We start from the raw sequence: 20,504 nt of genomic DNA, 5'->3' as shown, positions 1-20,504 counted from the left end.
CTGCTCTCAATTATACCACGCTCAGCAAAGGGCATGATATCTTATAAATAAGAATCATGCCATTTACCTCTGTTAAAAGTTGATTATACGCATTGCAAAAAGTATCATCAATAGGGAGTCTAAACTTTTTTTGGAGAGGTGAACGATAACAATGGAAGAACAAACCCTGAAACATCTAGAATCATTCCTTAATTTGGCCAGCAAAATCAAAAGTTATCACGAAGCCATTGGTTTGCTTCATTGGGATCTGCGCACGGGTGCGCCGAAGAAAGGCGTTCCGACTCGTTCGGAAACGATCGGCATGTTATCTACCGAAGCGTTCAAGCTTCAAACTTCGGATGAGATGAAAACCTATTTGGACACGTTGACCAAACCAGAGGTGTTGAATCAACTGGATGATATAAATCGCCGCCTGGTATTGGAATGCAAAAAGGAATACGATCGGAGCCAATCCGTCCCGCCTGAGAAGGTTCAAGCATATACGGTGCTTACGGCCAAATCGGAAACGGCATGGGAAGATGCCAAGCATAATAGCGATTTTGAAGGCTTTTCCCCGTATTTGACAGAGATCGTGAAACTCAAACAGGAGTTCATCGACTACTGGGGTGTGAAAGACACACGCTATGATACGCTGCTTGATATGTACGAGCCGGATCTGACCGTAGAGAAGGTAGATGCGGTATTTGCCCGGTTGAAAGCACGCTTGGTGCCGCTGCAGGAAAAGATCAATGCTTCCGAAAACAAGCCGAATACGGAGTTCTTAAACCAGCTGTTTAATACGGAGCAACAGGAAAAATTCAGTTTGTTCATTTTGGGACAGATGGGTTATGACTTTGATGCCGGAAGACTGGATGAGAGTGTTCATCCGTTCGCGACAGGACTTAATCCGGGAGATGTGCGAATCACGACGAATTACTTGCAGGATGATGTGACGAGCGCGGTATTCAGTTCTTTGCACGAAGGTGGACATGCTCTATATGAGCAAAATATTGACGAAAGTCTGGCAGGTACCCTGCTGGCAGAAGGAACATCGATGGGGATTCATGAATCCCAGTCCCGCCTCTGGGAAAATATGATTGGCCGCAGTCGTCCGTTCTGGACTCGCTATTATCAAGACTTGCAGCAGCATTTTCCGCAATTGAGCGAAGTAGCTCTGGAAGATTTCTACCGTGCGATCAACCGCGTCGAAAGTTCGCTGATCCGAATTGAAGCAGACGAGCTGACGTATAATCTGCACATTATCATTCGTTATGAGATTGAGAAAATGCTGTTCAATGAGGGACTGGAAGTCAAGGATTTGCCGGAAACCTGGAACGCCAAGTACAAAGAATATCTCGGGATTGTTCCTCCAAACGATGGCGTAGGCGTGCTTCAGGATGTTCACTGGTCCGGTGGCGATTTTGGTTATTTTGCATCGTATTCACTCGGCAATATGTATGCCGCTCAGATTCTACATACGCTGCGCCAGGAACTGCCGGAGTTTGACGCTTATATTGCAGAAGGCAATCTGATACCGATCAAGGAATGGTTAACGGACAAGATTTATCGTTACGGCAAGAGCCGTACACCTTCCGAATTGATTCTCGCTGTGACAGGTGAGGAGCTGAACCCGGATTATCTGGCTGATTATCTGGAAGCCAAATATACCGAGATTTATAAACTGTAGTTGTAAATCTTATAATACGAAGCAGGTACTAGAGAGAGCCGGGCATATGCCCGGCTCTTTTTTTGGTGTGCAAGTTCTTAACCTTTTGATGGGCAGCGGCATATTCATAGTAGAGAGAAACTGCTGAAACCAGCGAAGGAGGGAAACAGCATGAAATACACGCCCTGGTTTATTCGTGCCATCGTTATATTGCTGATTATCATTGTCGCGCTCACGAGCTGCAACCAAGAGAAAAACGAAGCGAAAATTACGATTGGCGAGGTGACGCGTTCGGTATTTTACGCACCGGAGTATGTGGCCGTAGCCCAAGGCTTTTTTGAAGAAGAGGGGCTGGAGGTCGAGATCCAGACAACGGCTGGTGGTGACAAAACGATGGCTGCCTTGCTCGCGGGCTCCGTGGATATCGCCCTGGTCGGAGCAGAGACATCCATCTACGTCTATCAGCAGGGAGCGGAAGATCCGGTCATTAACTTTGCCCAGCTAACCCAGACAGACGGTACATTTTTGTTTGCACGGAATGCCGAAAGCAGCTTTGATTGGGATCAGCTGAAGCAGAGTACATTTCTCGGACAACGCAAAGGCGGGATGCCGCAAATGGCTGGAGAATTCACGTTGAACAAACACGGCATTGATCCGCAGGAGGATCTGGAATTGATCCAAAATGTCGATTTTGCCAACATTGCTTCGGCATTTGCGTCGGGTACAGGAGATTATGTACAGCTGTTTGAACCACAGGCATCCATCTTTGAACAGGAAGGCCGCGGGAAGGTCGTTGCATCGTTTGGAACGGAGAGTGGACATTTGCCTTATACGGTGTTCATGACGAAACAAAGCTACATCAACGACAACAAGGAAATGGTCCAGAAATTTACGAACGGGCTGCACAAAGCGCAGGTCTGGGTAGATTCCCATTCGGCTGAAGAGATTGCCGAGGTCATCCTCCCTTACTTTAAAGACATCGATCAATCCATTCTCGTAAGTAGTATTCATCGTTATAAGGAACAGGGGACGTATGCAACCGATCCGATTATTGACGATGAAGAATGGAACAATCTGCTGGACGTCATGAGTGCGGCTGGAGAACTCGAACAACGGGTGGATTCCAAAGCGATTGTCGACAACACCTATGCGGAACAAGCATCATCTGTGAAGTAACAGGCTTTCAGGAAAGGAAGTGATCGCCATGCCTGAATCCGATACGGTGATTAAACTGGAAGGGATTTCGCAAGTGTATGTCAATGAGCGTGAAGCCTCATTGGTCATCGAAGACCTGAGCCTTCAGGTTAACCAAGGGGAATTTGTCAGTCTCGTTGGTCCGAGCGGGTGTGGCAAAACGACATTGTTGTCCATTATCGCCGGGCTGCTCACGCCGACCGCGGGAGAGGTGAAAGTAAAAGGGAAACTGGTTGAAGGTCCTTCTGCCCAGATTGGCTACATGCTGCAGCAGGACTATCTGTTTCCATGGCGTACCATTTTGGACAATGCACTGATCGGACTTGAATTGACGGGCAGGCTGGATGAACGGAGTCGTAAACGAACAAGCGAGCTGCTTGCAGAGATGGGCCTTGGTGGAACTGAGAATTTATATCCTTCCGAACTATCCGGGGGCATGAGGCAGCGTGTCGCGCTCGTGCGGACGCTAGCAACTGATCCATCCTTGCTGCTTCTGGATGAGCCATTCTCTGCGCTGGACTATCAGACCAAGCTGCAGCTGGAGGATCTGGTGTCAGATACGCTCAAGGAAACGGGAAAAACCTCGGTGCTGGTCACACATGACCTGTCTGAAGCGATTGCCGTGAGTGACCGCGTCATTGTGCTGGATCGCAATCCTGGACGAATTCGGAAAGAGTTTATCATTCCTGAAGCCATTCGGAAATCCCAGCCCTTCTACGCAAGGGAACAGGAAGGTTTTAATGAGCTTTTTCAGGCGTTATGGAGCGAACTGGAACAGTCCGGAGGAGGTGAGAAGAACGGGTGAATCAGACGAGAGAGAAGCAGGAAATGCGCCGTGATGAATGGATGCAGAAGCTGCACCAAGGCCACTTGAAGCAGGTTGCTGAGTGGCGTCGCAAGGTACTTGCGGTTCAGCTGTCCCTGCTGGTCTGCATGTTTTTGTTATGGGAGCTGGCGGGCAGACTGCGCTGGATTGATGTGCTGCTGTTCAGTTATCCGAGCAAAGTTTTTGCCCAGATCGGCAAGGACATCGCCAGTGGTGAACTTTGGATCCATGTCGCAGTCACCGTTGGGGAGACGGCAGTTGGCTTTTTGCTGGGGACGCTTGTCGGAACGCTGCTTGCGGTCCTGATCTGGTGGTCTCCTTTTTTGTCCAAAGTGCTTGATCCCTATATGGTCGTATTCAACAGCATGCCAAAGGTGGCACTCGGCCCCATCTTCATCGTCATGTTCGGTGCAGGCTTCACGGCTATTGTCATGACTACGTTGTCCATTACGGTGATTATTACGACCCTGGTGGTGTACAACAGTTTCAATGAAGTGGACAGCAATTATGTCAAGGTCATTCGTACGTTCGGTGGCGATCGGTCCGAGATTTTCACCAAAGTTGTCCTGCCGGCTTCGTTTCCCGCGATTGTTTCTACATTGAAAGTCAATGTGGGCATGGCCTGGGTCGGTGTAATTGTGGGTGAGTTTCTGGTTGCCAAACAGGGGCTTGGGTATTTGATTATCTACGGATTTCAGGTCTTCAATTTTACCCTGGTCTTATCGAGCCTGCTAATTATCGCGGCCGTAGCTACTGCGATGTATCAGCTTGTGGTGTATGTGGAGCGAAAACTGCTGGCAGGGCGCAGGTAGTGCCACGAAAAAGGTTAGTAGAGCTTGCTAGATCGTGTTATGTATACAATTTCACAAGGGGTGTCACGTTGCCCGCCAACCAAAAATCAAGTACCATACTAATACAAATATTCCGTGCAGTCCTTCATGTATGCGGAGATTGGAGAGTAGGGCCTTTTATGGCTTCCGCCTGCATGAAATCAAAATTGCCAGCGTCCCACATCCGGGACGCGATGTTGTGACCGGCATGCATGGGCATGTCGGTTGATGCCGTTTATTGATTCTGATGGAACTGCATATGTCTATGCATCCCTTCAATAGCTTCTTTTTTTGTAAAACGGGAAATGGTTTGCCTCAGGGTGTGTAATACTACGTATTGCAGAACCAGGCTAACGCAGATTTGTTAGAGGTATGAAGCAGGACATGCATTCATCCGGATGGGACGAAGAGCTGGCTTGGACATATAAGCAGCTTAGAGGAGAGGTAATGAGAAATGGGTTTTAGAGTAATTAAAACCGCAATTGCTGCACTGATGGCTGTGCTGATTGCGGACTGGTGCGGCTTGCCCGGGCCAACATCGGCAGGCTTGCTAGCCATTCTGGGTGTCGATGTTACGAGAAAAAGAAGCATTCGCACGATTTCGGCGCGATTCTTTGCTTCCGTGGTAGGTCTTTTGTTCGCAAGTGTACTTTTTCACTTTCTAGGCTTCCATTATTGGGTTCTAGCCGTGTACATACTGATTGCGTTTCCGGTAATTGTTCGGGCCGGATTCAAGGAAGGCATTGTGACGGGATCTGTCGTGGTCTTTCGTGTCTTCAGTGGCGGGGAGATGGACGTTCAAGTCATTTTGGTGCAAATCGGGTTGCTGCTGATTGGTCTGGGATCTGCGATGGTTGTTAATCTGGCATATATGCCAGCAGCCGACCCGCAAATGCTTCAGATCCGCAAAAGGATTGACGAACTATTCTCCGTGATCTTCAAGGAGTTTGCTGCGACTCTTCGTAATCCGAATGAGGTCTGGGCGGGGAAGGAACTGATCGAAGCGGACAAGGCTGTTCTTGGAGGCATTGAAGCAGCCAAGCGTTCACTGGAGAATCAGGTCATTCATCCGAACGAAGAATGGAGCGTATACTTTTACATGCGAAAAACGCAGCTGGACTCCATTCAGCATATGATGCATCTGGTCTCTCAAATTTATCAGAAGATGCCACATGCCGAAATGGTGTCGGAGCTGTTTGACCAGCTCAGTCAGGATGTGCTCACAGAGTCTTACACTGGACGAACTGAAAAACTTCTCGCAAATGTGCAGGAAGAATTCAGGCGAATGGAACTGCCAGATACAAGGGAAGAATTCGAGATTCGTTCTGCGATTCTCCAGCTGTGCCGGGAACTCGCGCTGTATCTGAAAATTGCGAAAAAGGACAAAGCGCCGTCCCCGATTACGGACCGGTCCCAATCTACAAACGAATAATAGAAAATAGTTGTCACCCTAGACGGATGCCCTGCATACACTTGTAGTGAATGATTGTATGGAGGAGGTTTAAAGATGTCATTGAGTCATAAACATCAATGTAGAGAGATCATCACGAAGGCGATCTGCGGCAAAGGTCGTAAGTTCTCTACCGTAACACATACCGTGACTCCGCCTAATGGTCCGACCAGTATTTTGGGGGCTTGGATTATCAACCACCAATATGAAGCCGTATCAGCGGGGGACGGAATTGAAGTTATTGGTACTTACGATATCAACATTTGGTATTCCTATGACAAAAATTCGCAGACAGATGTAGCCAAAGAAACGGTGTCGTATGTAGAACATGTGCCTTTGTCTTACCTGGATCCGAAACACCGGGCTTCCACAGTAGAGGTATCTGCGGATGCAACGCAGGAACCAAGCTGTGTGGAAGCCACTGTATCCGCAGGCGGAGGCAGCGTAATTATCCGGGTAGAACGGGAATTCGCTGTTGAACTGGTTGCCGAAACCAAAGTATGCGTGAAGGTATGCACAGATGGTTGCGGAGACTACGAAGACAAGGATTATGACTTTGGCGGCACGGATGAAGATTATGATGATCTTGATCCGGACCTGCTTGACGAGGAACTGTAATTTCTTCGTCTCTTGTATCCTTAGCTAAGGTATTATATGCGCCGCAAGCGGCAGTGAAGAGGGCGCAAGCCCTCTTTTTTCTTTTTGGGCAATGGAAAGGAGGGACCGAATGAATGTAATGGAAGAGGCAGAGCAAGCGGTTAAACGTTACGAACGCATGTCGGCAGGAGAACGGGCAGGACGATTAGAGCGAGCCGGCATTGAAGTGCTTGCCTCACGTGATAGGCAAAAAAGGGAGCCTGGCCTGAGAGTACGTTATGATGTACAGATATGCTGCCTGTACGCACTTCGGATTAAACGGCGGGATACAAGCGGCATGGGCGGTGCACAGGATAGCCTGCTAGATCGGGAAGCGGCTTCGACACTGTTCAAACGAATCGAGCGGCTTGCTGTTAAAACCTTATATACTCTTGGACTCGATCACGGCGCTGTAAGGCTGGAAGCTTCGGGAAAAAACGGGTGCACTGTTGTTTCGATTGACCCGCGTCCGTGGAAGGGCATGACAGATCTATCCGTCATGTACCGGGAAGGCTGGAAGACGCTGCAGTCTCAACTGGATGAGGAAAGTCAGAATAAAGTAACGCCCGTGCTTGGAATGGACCCGGAGTTTCTACTCGTGCAGATGCCGGAGTCCAAAATTATACCTGCCTCAAGGTTTCTCGGACGCACGGGAATGGTAGGCTGCGATTCCGTGACCATTGGGGGGAGGCGGATCTATCCGGTTGCTGAACTTCGTCCTGCCCCGAGTTCGGAACCGCGAGAGCTGCTAACTCATTTACTGAGAGCTTTTGACCTGGCATCCCGCAGCATAACCGACCATTCGCTCATTTGGCAGGCTGGGGGAATGCCGCAGCGTGGATTGCCGCTCGGGGGACATGTTCATTTCAGCGGAGTGACACTTAACGGGGACTTACTGCGTGTGCTTGACAATTATCTCGCCCTGCCACTTGCGTTTCTGCAGGACCCGCGTGGTTCGGGCAGGCGTCCAAGGTACGGTGCACTGGGGGATTTTCGACTGAAGCACTATGGTGGATTCGAATATCGAACACTGCCCAGCTTCCTGATCTCTCCACTCGTAGCCAAAGGAGTGGTCGCTCTTGCAGGTCTTATTGCCGCCTCCTACACCAGTCTTCCTCGTCGTCCTTTGATGAATACAACAGTGCATACTGCCTTTTATGAAGGAGACCGGGAACGAATGAAGGAGTACATTCCAGCGCTTCTGGACGATCTGGTTGGCTTGGAGGACTACGCAAGATATGAAAAGTATGCTGCTCCGCTCATACGTCACCTGAGAGAAGGGAAGACGTGGGATGAGAGCCGGGACATTCGTAAAGTCTGGAATATTCGTGCAGGTTCATGAAGAGTAGATGTTTTTTTGTTATAATAGAAAGCAAGTCAATTTTGGATCTGATTACAGCTATGGAAGACATGCAGACACTGGTCTGTGAAGGAAGCGGCAGATGGCCGAAACATGAGGCGGAGGCACGAAGATGTGCCTGACCGCCTTATTGTTCCTTCTAGGGCAGGGACTCTTCCTGACAACATAGGAACGGATGGAGGATATTCATGGCTCAGTATACGCCAATGATTCAACAATATTTGCAAGTGAAGGCCGAAGCGCAAGACGCTTTTCTTTTTTTTAGATTAGGTGATTTCTATGAGATGTTCTTCGATGATGCTGTCAATGCAGCACGTGAGCTCGAAATTACGCTGACTGCACGCGCAGGCGGTGGGGAAGAGAAAATTCCGATGTGCGGTGTGCCTTATCATTCGGCGGACAATTACATACAGCGTCTGATTGAAAAAGGATACAAGGTTGCCATCTGTGAGCAGATGGAAGATCCAACTGTAACAAAAGGCATGGTACGACGGGAGATTGTACGTGTTATCACGCCTGGAACGGTGATGGAAGGCAAGACTCTTGGCGACAAATCCAACAACTATATGGTCTGCCTGACAGGAAACCAAAATACACTGGCGCTGGCAGCGTGTGATCTGTCAACGGGTGAATTGTACGTGACGTCCGTGCCATATTCCAAGGAATGGCTGAAGGACGAGATCGGCATCTACGAACCCTCCGAAGTAGTCGGTGATGCGACTCTTCTTGATACCGTCGCTGCGCAATCTTCACCAATCGGGAGACCTGTTGTATACACGCCCTGGACCAAAAGCAAGGAGGATCTCGTTCGGCAACAATTTGGTGAAGCTGCATGGGCAAGACTGGAGCCGGAACGTCAGGTTTGTGTTGCGCGACTGTTCTCTTATCTGAGTGAAACGCAGAAACGTTCTCTGGGGCAATTGACACAAATCTCGACTTACGAGCCGGATCACTTCATGATTCTGGATCCATTCACCAGACGTAATCTGGAACTTGTGGAAACGGTTCGCGAGCGTTCCAAAAAAGGCTCGTTGCTCTGGCTGCTGGACAGAACGGAAACATCCATGGGTGCGCGGATGCTGCGGCGGTGGGTGGATAAACCCCTGCTGCAAAAAGGGAAAATTAATGAGCGACTTGAAGCAGTGGACACGCTATATAATCAGTTTATTTTGCGTGAGGATTTGCGTGCTGAACTGAAGGACATTTACGATCTGGAACGGCTGGTAGGGCGAATTGCCTTCGGGAATGCCAACGGGCGCGATTTGAACGCACTCAAGCTGTCGCTGGATAAAATACCGGGACTTCGCCAGTATTGTGCAGAGTCTTCTTCGACCACGCTGCAGAATATTGCGGAAATGATGGATGACTGTAGTGACTTGAGGGATGCCATCGGTCGTGCCATTGTGGACGAGCCTCCGGTATCCGTAAGAGATGGAGGATTAATCCGTGAGGGTTACCATGAACGACTGGACGAACTAAGGGAAGCATCGGTGAATGGCAAACAGTGGATCGCTGAATTGGAAGCAAAAGAACGTGAAGCTACAGGCATCCGCTCCCTGAAAATTGGCTACAACAAGGTGTTTGGCTATTATATCGAAATTACAAAGTCCAATCTGTCTTCCTTGCCGGAAGGCCGTTATGAGCGAAAACAGACGTTGGCCAATGCAGAACGTTACATTACGCCGGAGCTTAAGGAAAAGGAAACATTGATTCTCGAAGCACAGGACAAAATGGTCGATATTGAATACGGATTGTTTGCTGAGCTGAGGGATCGGTTGAATCAGGAAATTGCAAGACTGCAAAAACTGGCTGAACAGGTTGCAGAGATCGATGTGTATCAATCCTTCGCGGTAATTAGTGCTGAGCGGAATTTTGTTAGACCAACACTGACAGATGGTTATGACTTTGTGGTGGAACAAGGACGTCATCCTGTGGTGGAGGCTGTGATGCGTGATGGCGCCTTTATCGCCAACCACACGGCAATGAAAAAGGAAGAAGCACGGATTCTTCTGATTACTGGTCCGAATATGGCCGGGAAAAGTACGTATATGCGACAAGTTGCCCTGATCTCAATCATGGCGCAGATCGGTTGTTTTGTACCTGCAGGTCAGGCAGAGGTACCCATCATGGATCGCATCTTCACACGAATTGGGGCAGCAGACGATCTGATTGGCGGTCAAAGTACGTTTATGGTCGAGATGGCGGATATTCAGGTAATGACTGACAAAGCCACGCCGAGAAGCCTGATCATCATCGATGAATTGGGCCGGGGTACCTCAACAAGCGAGGGAATGGCCATTGCCCAATCCGTCATTGAGTATGTGCACGATATTATAGGCTGTAAAGCACTCGTATCGACGCATTTTCATGAACTGGCTCACTTGGAAGAAAGTCTGGATAAGCTGGCTAACTACTCCATGGCCGTACAAGAAAGTGGGGACAAAGTAAACTTCTTGCGCAAATTGATTCCGGGCGCTGCCAGCAGCAGTTACGGTATATACTGCGCACGACTTGCCGGTCTGCCGGATAGTATCATCGAACGAGCGAATGGGTTACTGCACGGCTTCGAACATGCGGCTGCACAGGTGGCGGTCGGCAGTGAGTTTGCTGGAAAAGGAAGCCGTATTCCGGGATCGGACTACAATATTACACCTGGATTGGAACATGCCGAAAGTGCCCCAGTGATACGAGAGGAAGCTGTGGTTTCAGTATCCGATACGGTGACATACGTGGAAAGTGAGTCGTCCAAGGAGCGAGGCAATAAGAACAGATCGGGTTCCAAACCACAGGACGTGGTCCAGCTGTCGATATTCGGTGACGATGAGCCGGGCGTGGGAAGCAAGCCCGATACTGTGGTCGCTGTGGACAAACCCGCGCGAGATTTTATACGCAACATGAAAGACATTGATGTTATGAATATGACGCCTCTGCAGGCGATGCAATTACTGAACGAGCTTAAGTTAAAGGCACAGCAATTATCCTGATATGATGGGAGGGGAAACCTGTGGCGAAAATACATGTCCTTGACGAACATATTGCCAACCAGATTGCAGCAGGTGAAGTGGTTGAACGGCCTGCTTCGGTTGTTAAGGAATTACTGGAGAACTCCGTGGATGCAGGGGCTACCAAAATTGAAGTTTCCGTTGAAGAGGGCGGATTGCTCAGCATTCGTGTGAAAGACAACGGTTCAGGCATTGAACCCGACGATCTGGAAACAGCATTCTATCGTCATGCAACGAGCAAAATTACGCACGGACGTGATCTCTTCCAGATCACAAGTCTTGGTTTTCGGGGAGAGGCGCTGCCGAGTATCGCGGCTGTCTCCAAGGTCGAAGTGCTAACGGCTAGCGGTGACGACGGCCGGGGGCGCCGGATTGTGATTGAGGGTGGCAAACTGTGTACACATGAGGATGCTGCTTCACCGCAAGGGACAGAGTTTGTCGTCAAAGAATTATTTTATAATACTCCTGCCCGCCTGAAATATATGAAAACGATCCAAACCGAGCTGGGACATATCTCTGATGTGCTGTACCGGATGGCCATGTCTCATCCGCATATTTCCTTTACGCTGCGGCATAATGCCAATGTGCTGCTGCAAACGCTCGGAAACGGTGATCTGCTTCAGGTGGTGGCAGCAATCTACGGTACAAGTGCAGCCAAAGCCATGCTGCCCATCCAGGGCGAGAATCTGGATTATCGGGTAAGTGGATTAATCAGTCTTCCGGAATGGACACGGGCCAATCGGGGCGGCATGTCAACGATTGTGAATGGTCGATTTATTCGCAATTATGGTCTTAATCAAGCCATTCTTAAAGCGTATCACACGTTACTGCCAATCAATCGATTCCCGCTTGTTGTGGTGCAGCTTGAGATGCATCCATCCCTGGTGGATGTAAACGTTCATCCGGCAAAACTGGAAGTGCGATTCAGCAAGGAAGCCGAGTTGTATGAATTTATTGAAACGACAGTGCGGGGAATTCTGCGGCAGGAAGTGCTTATACCTCAAGTGACCAAACAGCAGATCCGACGTGGAGACGATAGTTCATTTATACAGGAACAGTTTCTGTTTCCGAGAGGACCATACAAGGATGAGCCAGCGATAGAGGATGGGAGTGCACATTCCAAAAAGAATAACACCCATGTGCCAGGAAACACGGCCATGGAAGAGGACGATCTGGATGCTCCCGCTGATATTCAACCAGGACAGGCTGCGGAACTCTTCTCAGAGGTAGTTCCCTTGCCGGACGCTCCTCCGCCAGATCAGCTCAACCCGATAAATCCGTTTCAAGCTATTGTTGTTGATGAACGGGTTCAGACAGATGAACGCGCGGTGCCACCTCAGGACACAGCGCCGACATATCGACCAACCAACGTGAATGCTCCAGTTAGAGAAAACCGGCCGTCATATCAAGCTTCAAATCGTTCCAATATGGAGCGCAGCTGGAAGGGTTCAGGTTTACCTGATACTGCGAAGCTGGCAGCAGCAGTGAAGTCGGATGCGACGCTGCCAGCATTCCCTGAGCTCAGCTTGATCGGTCAGCATCATGGTACGTATCTAATTGCCCAGAATGAAGATGGCCTCTATTTGATTGATCAGCATGCCGCTCATGAACGGGTGAATTATGAGTATTATTATGAAAAGTTTGGCAATCCTGCTCAAGCTTCACAGGAGCTTTTGCTGCCGATCACACTGGAGTTTACACCGTCCGAAACGGAAAAACTCAAGTCCAGGCTGGCCTGGTTTGAACAGGCTGGGGTCTATCTGGAGCATTTCGGTGGACAGACATTTCGTGTGCGCTCCCATCCGTACTGGTTTCCCAAAGGGGACGAGAAGGATATTATTGAGGAAATGTCTGAATGGGTGCTCAGCGAGCGCAGCATTGATGTGGGTAAAATGCGGGAAGCTGCTTCCATCATGTGCTCCTGCAAAGCCTCGATTAAAGCCAATCAGAAGCTGACAGAACAGGAAGCGGAGACACTCATTCAGCGACTCGGTTCCTGCAGGCAGCCCTATACTTGCCCACACGGGCGACCAATAGTCGTTTCATTTTCAACCTATGATCTGGAGAAATTATTCAAACGGGTCATGTAGCTGTTTAGGAGGAAGTTATGTATATTACAACCGGTGATACAGAGGCGCCATCGCTTGTGGAACGCGCGCGTAAGCTCGCGGAAACGACGGGTGGCATCTATGTGCCGCGCAATAAAAAGTCTTTGCCCAAGCTGATTGAAAAATATGGAGTTAACGAAATTCTTGTCGTGCTTCAGGGCAAGGCGCGCTTGTATCGCAAGAATGCGCCTCAGCTTGAATTCCATCCAAGCATGGGATTCGTACGCGCGAAGCGTGTATTGCGGGGAGAGCCCGATCCTATGCTGGAAGCGGGAGCTGTACTTGAAGGAGATACCATCATTGATTGTACAGCCGGGTTAGGTACGGATGCACTGGTATTTTCCGTCGCAGCAGGTAAACAGGGTCGGGTTATTGCTTGTGAGAGCTCTCTGCAGCTCTATACACTGTTGGTTGAGGGAATGTCCTATTACGAGAGTAATCAGCCCGAAGTCGATGAAGCCTTTCGCAGAATTGAGTTAAGACACGCCAATCATCTGGATCTTCTTCGTTCTATGCCGGATCGAAGCTGCGACACAGTCTACTTCGACCCCATGTTCCGCGAGCCGATGATGGATTCAAGTGCGATTCAGCCCTTGCGGGATTATGCAAACTCCCATGCACTGGATATTCAAAGTATCTTGGAGGCCAAACGGGTAGCCCGCAAGCGGGTTGTGATGAAAGAAAAGCGCGGCAGCGCGGAGTTTACGAGGCTCGGATTCGAGGTGCTGGATCGCGCCAATGCAAAAACACTGTACGGAGTGATAAATGTTGAAAGCGGAAGCTAAACCTAAACTGCTTGTACTGGTTGGACCGACAGCAGTAGGCAAAACAAGGATGAGTATCGAGCTCGCACAAGCGTTTGATTGCGAAATTATTTCGGGAGATTCGATGCAGGTCTATCGTGAAATGGACATCGGGACGGCCAAGATTACCCGTGAAGAGATGAAGGGAGTGCCCCACCATCTTATTGATATCCATGAACCGGAATATCCATACTCGGTTGCAGAATTTCAGGAGAGCTGTACCCGGCTGATCAGTGAAATACAGGATCGTGGTAAACTTCCCTTTATTGTTGGCGGAACGGGTCTGTATGTAGAGTCGGTCTGTTACGGATTTCAATTCTCGGAAAGCGGGTCAGATGAGGCTTTTCGGGAGGAACAGTTCCGCTATGCCGAGTTACACGGTGCTCAGGCGCTGCATGACAAGCTGAGGGAAATAGATCCAATTAGTGCGGATCGGCTGCATGTGAACGACCAGCGGCGAATTGTTCGGGCTCTTGAGATTTACCACCTGACAGGGGAAAAGTTATCTGAACAACTGGCGTCGCAGAAGAAAGAATCCCCGTACGATCTGAGTATTATTGGTTTAACAATGGATCGTCAAAAGCTCTACGCAAGGGTTGAAGAACGTATTGACCTGATGATTGAGCAAGGTTTGGTAGAAGAAGTGAAGTCACTGCTGGAACGCGGTGTGGCCAGAGGACATATCTCCATGCAGGGACTGGGTTACAAGGAAATTGCGGCCTATCTTCAAGGCGAAGTCAGCTGGGATGCTGCGGTCGAATGGCTGAAGAGGGATACCCGCCGATTTGCCAAACGCCAGCTTTCCTGGTTCCGGCATATGAAGGACATTGAATGGGTGGATATGACAGATACCGAAGATTTCGCAGGGAACTATGAGCGGGTATGTGCATTAATTCATCAAAAGTTTAAATGATTGCGAAATGTGTGAAATACGTCCCTTATGGGACGTTTGAACCTCTATCTCTTGATTTTAAAAAAGAGTAGAGGTTTTTTGTTTTGAGTACAAAACATAGAAAATAAAGGGATCTAGTTCATAAAATGATTGTAAAAAAATAACAATATCATTAAGATGAAAACACATAACAACATGAGACATTGACAATGTGTTCAAATGAGAAAGGAGGAATCTGAATGGACTCAAGTGTGAGTGGAGGAACAAGCTTATATCTATTTTTTTCAGGATTATTTGGAGTTGCCGTTGCCATTCTGGGTCTTATTGCCCTAATTTGGGTGATTATCGTTCTGTCCAATACCAATACATACCTGAAAATGCTGATTCATGATCGAAAAGAACGGCAGAAAATTCCGTTAACAAAAGCATTGGCTAACCCGTTGGTTGACCAGGAGGGGCAGGAATAAAGCGCTCTAAAACGATGATTTTGTCCCTCTTTTGCATTTTAGACAAGCGGTGTATAATGGATAAGTCTTCTAACTGCACGTCAGGCTGATTCCGAGATGCAATTTAGTAGACAAGGGGTTTTTGTGGATTATATGAAACTGTTCATGATATAATAGCACGAAAGCTACTCAGCGATATTGAATACTATCTTAAACACGAATTCAAATGAACCAATGGGGGTACGGCTAATGAACAAGTCCATCAACATCCAAGATACGTTCTTGAACCAACTGCGGAAAGAAAACATTCCTGCTACGGTCTATCTGACCAACGGCTTTCAAATCCGTGGAACGATCAAGGCATTTGACAATTTTACGATCGTCATTGACAGCGACGGACGCCAGCAAATGGTCTATAAGCACGCCATCTCCACGTTCACGCCGCAACGCAGCGTATCGCTGATGCAGCAGGATAACAGCGGCGAAGCTTAAAAAATTACGAAACCTTTTCTACAACCATTTCGTCTACAAGTATAGGAATTGAAGCAGAGCAACCTTAACAAGGGTTGTTCTTTTCATTCCGGGCAAAAAAGGGTTATGATAAGCATTAGCCTTTACAGGCAAATAGAAATTGAGCAACCGAAAGGGAGTCAGGAGGTAACATGCCAAACGATCCGTTGTCGAGGTCTAACAATCGCAACAACAATAACAAGTCACCCAAGAAAGCGAAGCCTAAGACCTCTAAAAAGAAAAAAATTACGGGTAAACGCGTTGGGTGGACACTGTTTTTCACTATGGCAATCGCCATCTTTTGTGCACTTGGCGGGTATCTGTTCATCATGGTCAGTGGTGAGCGGCTGCTTACAGCCAATATGGACAAAACAACAATTAATGAGACATCGAAAGTATATGATCGCAATGGCCAATTAATGGGGGAGCTGTCGATTCAGAAGCTGGAACCAGTGGATGAAGATGAGATTCCTGAATTGGTAAAGGAAGCTTTTGTGGCAACAGAGGACAGACGATTCTATGAGCATCAGGGTGTGGATATCTGGTCCATCGGACGTGCAGCTGTAAAAGACATCATGGCCCGTTCCATGGTTGAGGGCGGCAGTACGCTAACCCAGCAGCTTGCGAAAAACATGTTCCTGTCCCGTGACAAAACATTCTTCCGGAAGGCGACGGAAGTATCCATTGCAATGGCTTTGGAGCGCAAGTACACAAAAGACGAGATTCTGACCATGTACCTGAACCGAATCTTCTTCGGTCATCAGCGTTATGGTATAAAGGCTGCATCGGAATTTTATTTTGGCAAGGATAAGCTTGAGGACCTTGATCTGTGGGAAATTGCCACGCTGGCAGCGATGCCTAAAGGGCCATCCGCTTACAACCCGCTGAGCAATCCGAACGATTCCAAAGCACGCCGCGGTGTGGTGCTGCAGCTGATGTACGAACAAGGCTACATTACGAAGGCAGAAATGGATGAAGCGAAAGCGGTGGATTACGATTATACACCACCGGAAAAAGAGCAAAAATATCAAGCCTTTATTGATTATGTTCTTCGTGAAGCAGAACGTGTAACAGGCAAAACAGAAGATGATCTGAACATCGGTGGATACAAGATCTATACAACCATGGATGCTCAGGCCCAGACGGCGATGGAAAGTGCCTTCTCGGATGACAGTTTATTTGAGGAAAGCAAAGACGACCAGAAGGTTCAAGGATCCATGGTTATCATGAACCATGAAAATGGTAGTCTGGTTGCTCTCTTGGGTGGACGTGACTATCAAACGAAAGGGTACAGCCGGGTAACACAGAGCCGCAGACAACCAGGATCGGCATTCAAGCCCATCGTATCGTATGCGCCTGCACTGGAGTCTGGCGACTATAACGCCAATTCGCCGCTGAGTAATCAGAAGCAGTGCTTTGGCAATTATTGCCCGGGAAACTTGCATGGATACTCTTCAACAATAAGTATGACCGAGGCTATCACGAAGTCGGAGAACATTCCTGCCGTGTGGCTGCTTGATAAAATAGGTGTTAATACAGGCGTACAGTTTGCCAAGAGTGTAGGCATTCAGCTTACCGATGAGGATAAAAACCTCGCGATCGCTCTGGGGGGTCTGAGCAAAGGCACAAATACCCTTGAAATGGCACAAGCTTATAGTGCATTTGCCAACCTCGGTGAATATCAAGAGGCCTACTCGATCAAGGAGATCAAGGACAGCTCTGATAAGTCCGTTTACAAGCATGACAAGTCAGACACGACACGTGTCATGAGTGAACAAAATGCTTACGCATTGACACAGATGCTCCAAAACGTAGTCAATGATGGTACAGGACGATCCGCAAGACTGGATCGCCCGGTAGCAGGTAAAACGGGTACGGTGCAGAGCGGCATCGCTGGCAACAGTGCAAACCGTGATGTATGGTTTGTCGGGTATACACCTGAATGGACTGCTGCAGTCTGGATGGGATATGATAATCCGGACGCAACGCATATGCTCAAAAACAGCAGTAAGCTGTCTGCTGCTTTCTTCGCCAAAGTCATGACTGATGCACTGAAGGGTGTACCTGTGAAGGACTTTGAAGCACCTAAAGGTCAACAGGCACCACCACCGGAAGAAACGCAGCCGGAGCAGCCGCAATTATCGGTTAGTGGATTAAGCGGAGCGTATGATCCGAATTCTCAGACGGTTTCGCTTAACTGGACAGGAACAGGAGATGCGAATACTCAATATCGTATCTATCGGAAAGAGACGTCCGAAGCACAATTCACCCATCTGATTGATTCAGTGGGATCGACGAGTGCACAGGATCTAAGTGCACTTCCAGGCTTGACATATGAGTATTATGTTACTGCCTTTGATCTGGCCTCTGGACTTGAAACGGATCCTTCCAATACAATCTCACTTATGATTGAGGCGCAGGAAATCGACCCAGTGGATCCAGAACCGGGTACAGACCCAGGAACGGATCCGGGAACGGAACAGCCTGGTACCGAGAATCCGGATAACGGTTCACCGGATAATGGGAATTCAGGTGAAAACAATGGGAATAACGGAAACAACGGAAATGGTAATGGAAATAATGGCAACAACGGAAATGGTAATGGAAACAACGGCAATAACGGTAACGGGAATGGCAACGGTAATGGTAATAATGGAGGGCCGGGGCAAGGAAACGGCCAGTCTGGTGATGGAAATACATCCCCTGGAACGGGAAATACCAACCCTGGTGGGAACAATGATGGATCAGGCGATGGTTCGGTTAACACTCCTGGTGAAGTTGTTCCGCCGGATGCCGGAACAGAAAGCAACACAGGTGAAAATGATGGCTCTGTTGAAACGCAGACCGGAAACGATGGTTAACTTCAACTGAATATCATTAACGCAGCTCTTAACCTGCTTCCCGAATGATCGGTGAAGCAGGTTTTTTGTTTTAGACAGCGATATTTTAACTCCATTCATAACGATTAATTGTTGAGGCAAAGCTTAATTTTGAGTGTATAACTTAAATATGGTAAGCTGTAGCTATCGTAATACGTTGTGCAAAACTGATTCGTAAGTCATGGAATCGGCTGTGCGGACGTTATTCAGTGTTCACCAATATGAGAACAGGTCAAGGACCTGTAGTCGGCAAAGAGGGGTTCGTATGAAACGGAAATTCGGGGACCGCGCGAACTGGCGCCGGATTACGAACCGACAATTTACATGCCGGTTCGTACAATCCAAAGTTTTTACAGGTTACATTACGTTGTATACCATACAGGATTTGAAAGAACCCTTGTGGAAAACCTATGGGGGGAGTACGTTTTGCATCGCAGATAAAGGGTACTCATGGCTGCAGTATTATCCGAAGGGAGAGCATTTCGTGGTGACGGCCATGTTTGACGATCAGCAACGAATCGTTGAATGGTACATTGATACCTGTCGAAGCCAGGGCATAACGGATCAGGGGGTTCCCTGGTTTGATGATCTCTATCTCGATGTAGTTGTCCTGAAAGATGGAGAGGTATTTTTGCTGGATGAAGATGAGCTTGAAGATGCTCTTTCGCGCAAGCATATTACCACCGGCGATTATGATCTGGCTAACCGAACGGCCAAGGAATTGCTGCATGCTATTGATGCTCATGTGTTTCCTTATTTTCAACTATCATTGAAGCATCGGCAGACCTTGTTTGAAAACGGGGAGTTTCGCAAAAACGTTCAAATCTGAGTTTTGACAAGCAGAGAATTACTTCGTCATCCTTCTAATATTGGAGCATCTGATAGAATACATTAATAATCAGGAGAGATCAGCCCGATAAAATAGAGGTGATGGCGAATGAACGGACGGGTCATGGCTGCAGGAGGGCAACCGGGAGGCAGACCATCCAGACAAATTAATGTTGTATTGCGTAACCAAGAGCCTCAGATGTTGGCAAAGGAAGAGGAGACACCACTTCAGGCAGTAAAGGGATTAGCCAAGCACAGCCATTTTCAGGAGATTCAAGGTGAGCTCGAGCAGTTGGTTGGGCTGGAAAATATCAAGGATCTTGTATTTGAAATCTATGCGTTTTTACAAATAGCCCAGATGCGTTCTGAGGCAGGCCTGATCAGTGGAGCACATGTGTATCATATGATTTTCAAAGGAAATCCAGGGACCGGGAAAACCACGGTTGCGCGGATTGTAGCAAAGCTGTTCCAAAAGATGGGCGTGCTCAGCAAAGGGCACCTTATTGAGGTGGAGCGGGCCGATCTGGTCGGAGAGTATATTGGACATACGGCCCAGAAAACGCGCGATCTGGTGAAGAAGGCACTTGGAGGCATCTTGTTTATCGACGAGGCATACAGCTTGGCTCGCGGTGGCGAGAAGGATTTTGGCAAGGAAGCTATTGATACACTTGTAAAATCCATGGAAGATCATAAAAATCAATTCATTTTGATTTTGGCAGGGTATTCTGAAGAAATTGATTTCTTTCTACAGACTAATCCGGGATTACCATCCCGTTTTCCTATTCAGGTTGAATTTCCGGATTACAGTATAGATCAGTTGATACAGATTTCAGAGATTATGGCAAAAGAGCGAGATTATATTTTAATGCCACAGACCATCCTGAAGCTGAAGCAGCATTTGCTGCAGGAGAAGAATGAATCTCTACATGCCTTCAGCAATGCTAGGTACGTTCGAAATGCAATTGAGCGGTCCATACGCCATCAGGCGGTTCGATTGCTGGAACAGTATACTCAAGGCAGTCCGGGAAAATTGGAACTGATGTCGATTCGAACAGAGGATTTGAAGTTTGAGCGAAAGTAAGCGATAATGGTTTT

General features: G+C 48.2%; 16 protein-coding genes. All 16 read left to right on the top strand.

Going from position 1 to position 20,504, the window contains the following annotated elements:
• Window positions 1-151: 151 nt before the first annotated feature.
• A complete protein-coding gene (locus F4V51_RS17725) occupies window positions 152-1,666 on the top strand; it encodes a carboxypeptidase M32 (RefSeq protein ID WP_153979064.1) in 1,515 nt (504 codons plus the stop codon).
• Between the two features lie 150 nt (window positions 1,667-1,816).
• Window positions 1,817-2,821, top strand: coding sequence for an ABC transporter substrate-binding protein (locus tag F4V51_RS17720; RefSeq protein ID WP_153979063.1), 1,005 nt, complete (start codon window positions 1,817-1,819; stop codon window positions 2,819-2,821).
• A gap of 28 nt (window positions 2,822-2,849) precedes the next feature.
• A complete protein-coding gene (locus F4V51_RS17715) occupies window positions 2,850-3,644 on the top strand; it encodes an ABC transporter ATP-binding protein (protein ID WP_153979062.1) in 795 nt (264 codons plus the stop codon).
• Between the two features lie 41 nt (window positions 3,645-3,685).
• Entirely contained in the window at window positions 3,686-4,477 is a 792-nt protein-coding gene (locus F4V51_RS17710; protein ID WP_416226541.1) for an ABC transporter permease, read from the top strand.
• Between the two features lie 472 nt (window positions 4,478-4,949).
• Window positions 4,950-5,927, top strand: coding sequence for an aromatic acid exporter family protein (locus tag F4V51_RS17705; protein ID WP_153979061.1), 978 nt, complete (start codon window positions 4,950-4,952; stop codon window positions 5,925-5,927).
• Between the two features lie 75 nt (window positions 5,928-6,002).
• A complete protein-coding gene (locus F4V51_RS17700) occupies window positions 6,003-6,563 on the top strand; it encodes an outer spore coat protein CotE (protein ID WP_153979060.1) in 561 nt (186 codons plus the stop codon).
• 109 nt (window positions 6,564-6,672) lie between these two features.
• The gene (locus tag F4V51_RS17695; RefSeq protein WP_236146583.1) at window positions 6,673-7,923 is read left to right on the top strand and encodes a putative amidoligase domain-containing protein; all 1,251 of its coding nucleotides are present in this window, start codon (window positions 6,673-6,675) and stop codon (window positions 7,921-7,923) included.
• Between the two features lie 206 nt (window positions 7,924-8,129).
• Window positions 8,130-10,925 carry a DNA mismatch repair protein MutS gene (gene mutS, locus F4V51_RS17690; protein ID WP_153979059.1) on the top strand — a complete coding sequence of 932 codons (2,796 nt, stop codon included), beginning with the start codon at window positions 8,130-8,132 and terminating at the stop codon, window positions 10,923-10,925.
• Window positions 10,926-10,945: 20 nt separating this feature from the next.
• Window positions 10,946-13,033 carry a DNA mismatch repair endonuclease MutL gene (mutL, locus tag F4V51_RS17685; RefSeq protein ID WP_153979058.1) on the top strand — a complete coding sequence of 696 codons (2,088 nt, stop codon included), beginning with the start codon at window positions 10,946-10,948 and terminating at the stop codon, window positions 13,031-13,033.
• A 17-nt stretch (window positions 13,034-13,050) separates the two neighbouring features.
• Window positions 13,051-13,836 carry a class I SAM-dependent methyltransferase gene (locus tag F4V51_RS17680; RefSeq protein WP_153979057.1) on the top strand — a complete coding sequence of 262 codons (786 nt, stop codon included), beginning with the start codon at window positions 13,051-13,053 and terminating at the stop codon, window positions 13,834-13,836.
• Entirely contained in the window at window positions 13,820-14,767 is a 948-nt protein-coding gene (gene miaA, locus F4V51_RS17675; RefSeq protein ID WP_153980753.1) for a tRNA (adenosine(37)-N6)-dimethylallyltransferase MiaA, read from the top strand. The genes F4V51_RS17680 and miaA overlap by 17 nt, the downstream gene beginning before the upstream one ends.
• A gap of 218 nt (window positions 14,768-14,985) precedes the next feature.
• Window positions 14,986-15,213: a hypothetical protein gene (locus F4V51_RS17670; protein ID WP_153979056.1), complete on the top strand. Its 228-nt coding sequence runs from the start codon at window positions 14,986-14,988 to the stop codon at window positions 15,211-15,213.
• 228 nt (window positions 15,214-15,441) lie between these two features.
• A complete protein-coding gene (gene hfq, locus F4V51_RS17665) occupies window positions 15,442-15,684 on the top strand; it encodes an RNA chaperone Hfq (RefSeq protein WP_017687918.1) in 243 nt (80 codons plus the stop codon).
• Window positions 15,685-15,854: 170 nt separating this feature from the next.
• Window positions 15,855-18,563 (top strand): penicillin-binding protein 1A, encoded by a 2,709-nt coding sequence (locus F4V51_RS17660; protein WP_153979055.1) that lies wholly within the window; start codon window positions 15,855-15,857, stop codon window positions 18,561-18,563.
• A gap of 283 nt (window positions 18,564-18,846) precedes the next feature.
• Complete coding sequence (locus F4V51_RS17655) at window positions 18,847-19,410, top strand: ribonuclease FAU-1 family protein (RefSeq protein WP_153979054.1); 564 nt, start codon at window positions 18,847-18,849, stop codon at window positions 19,408-19,410.
• 108 nt (window positions 19,411-19,518) lie between these two features.
• Entirely contained in the window at window positions 19,519-20,490 is a 972-nt protein-coding gene (locus F4V51_RS17650; protein WP_153979053.1) for an AAA family ATPase, read from the top strand.
• The last annotated feature ends 14 nt before the right edge of the window (window positions 20,491-20,504 follow it).

This window comes from Paenibacillus xylanilyticus, assembly GCF_009664365.1.
Lineage (GTDB): Bacteria > Bacillota > Bacilli > Paenibacillales > Paenibacillaceae > Paenibacillus > Paenibacillus xylanilyticus_A.
This window is presented reverse-complemented; position numbering and strand designations above follow the sequence as displayed.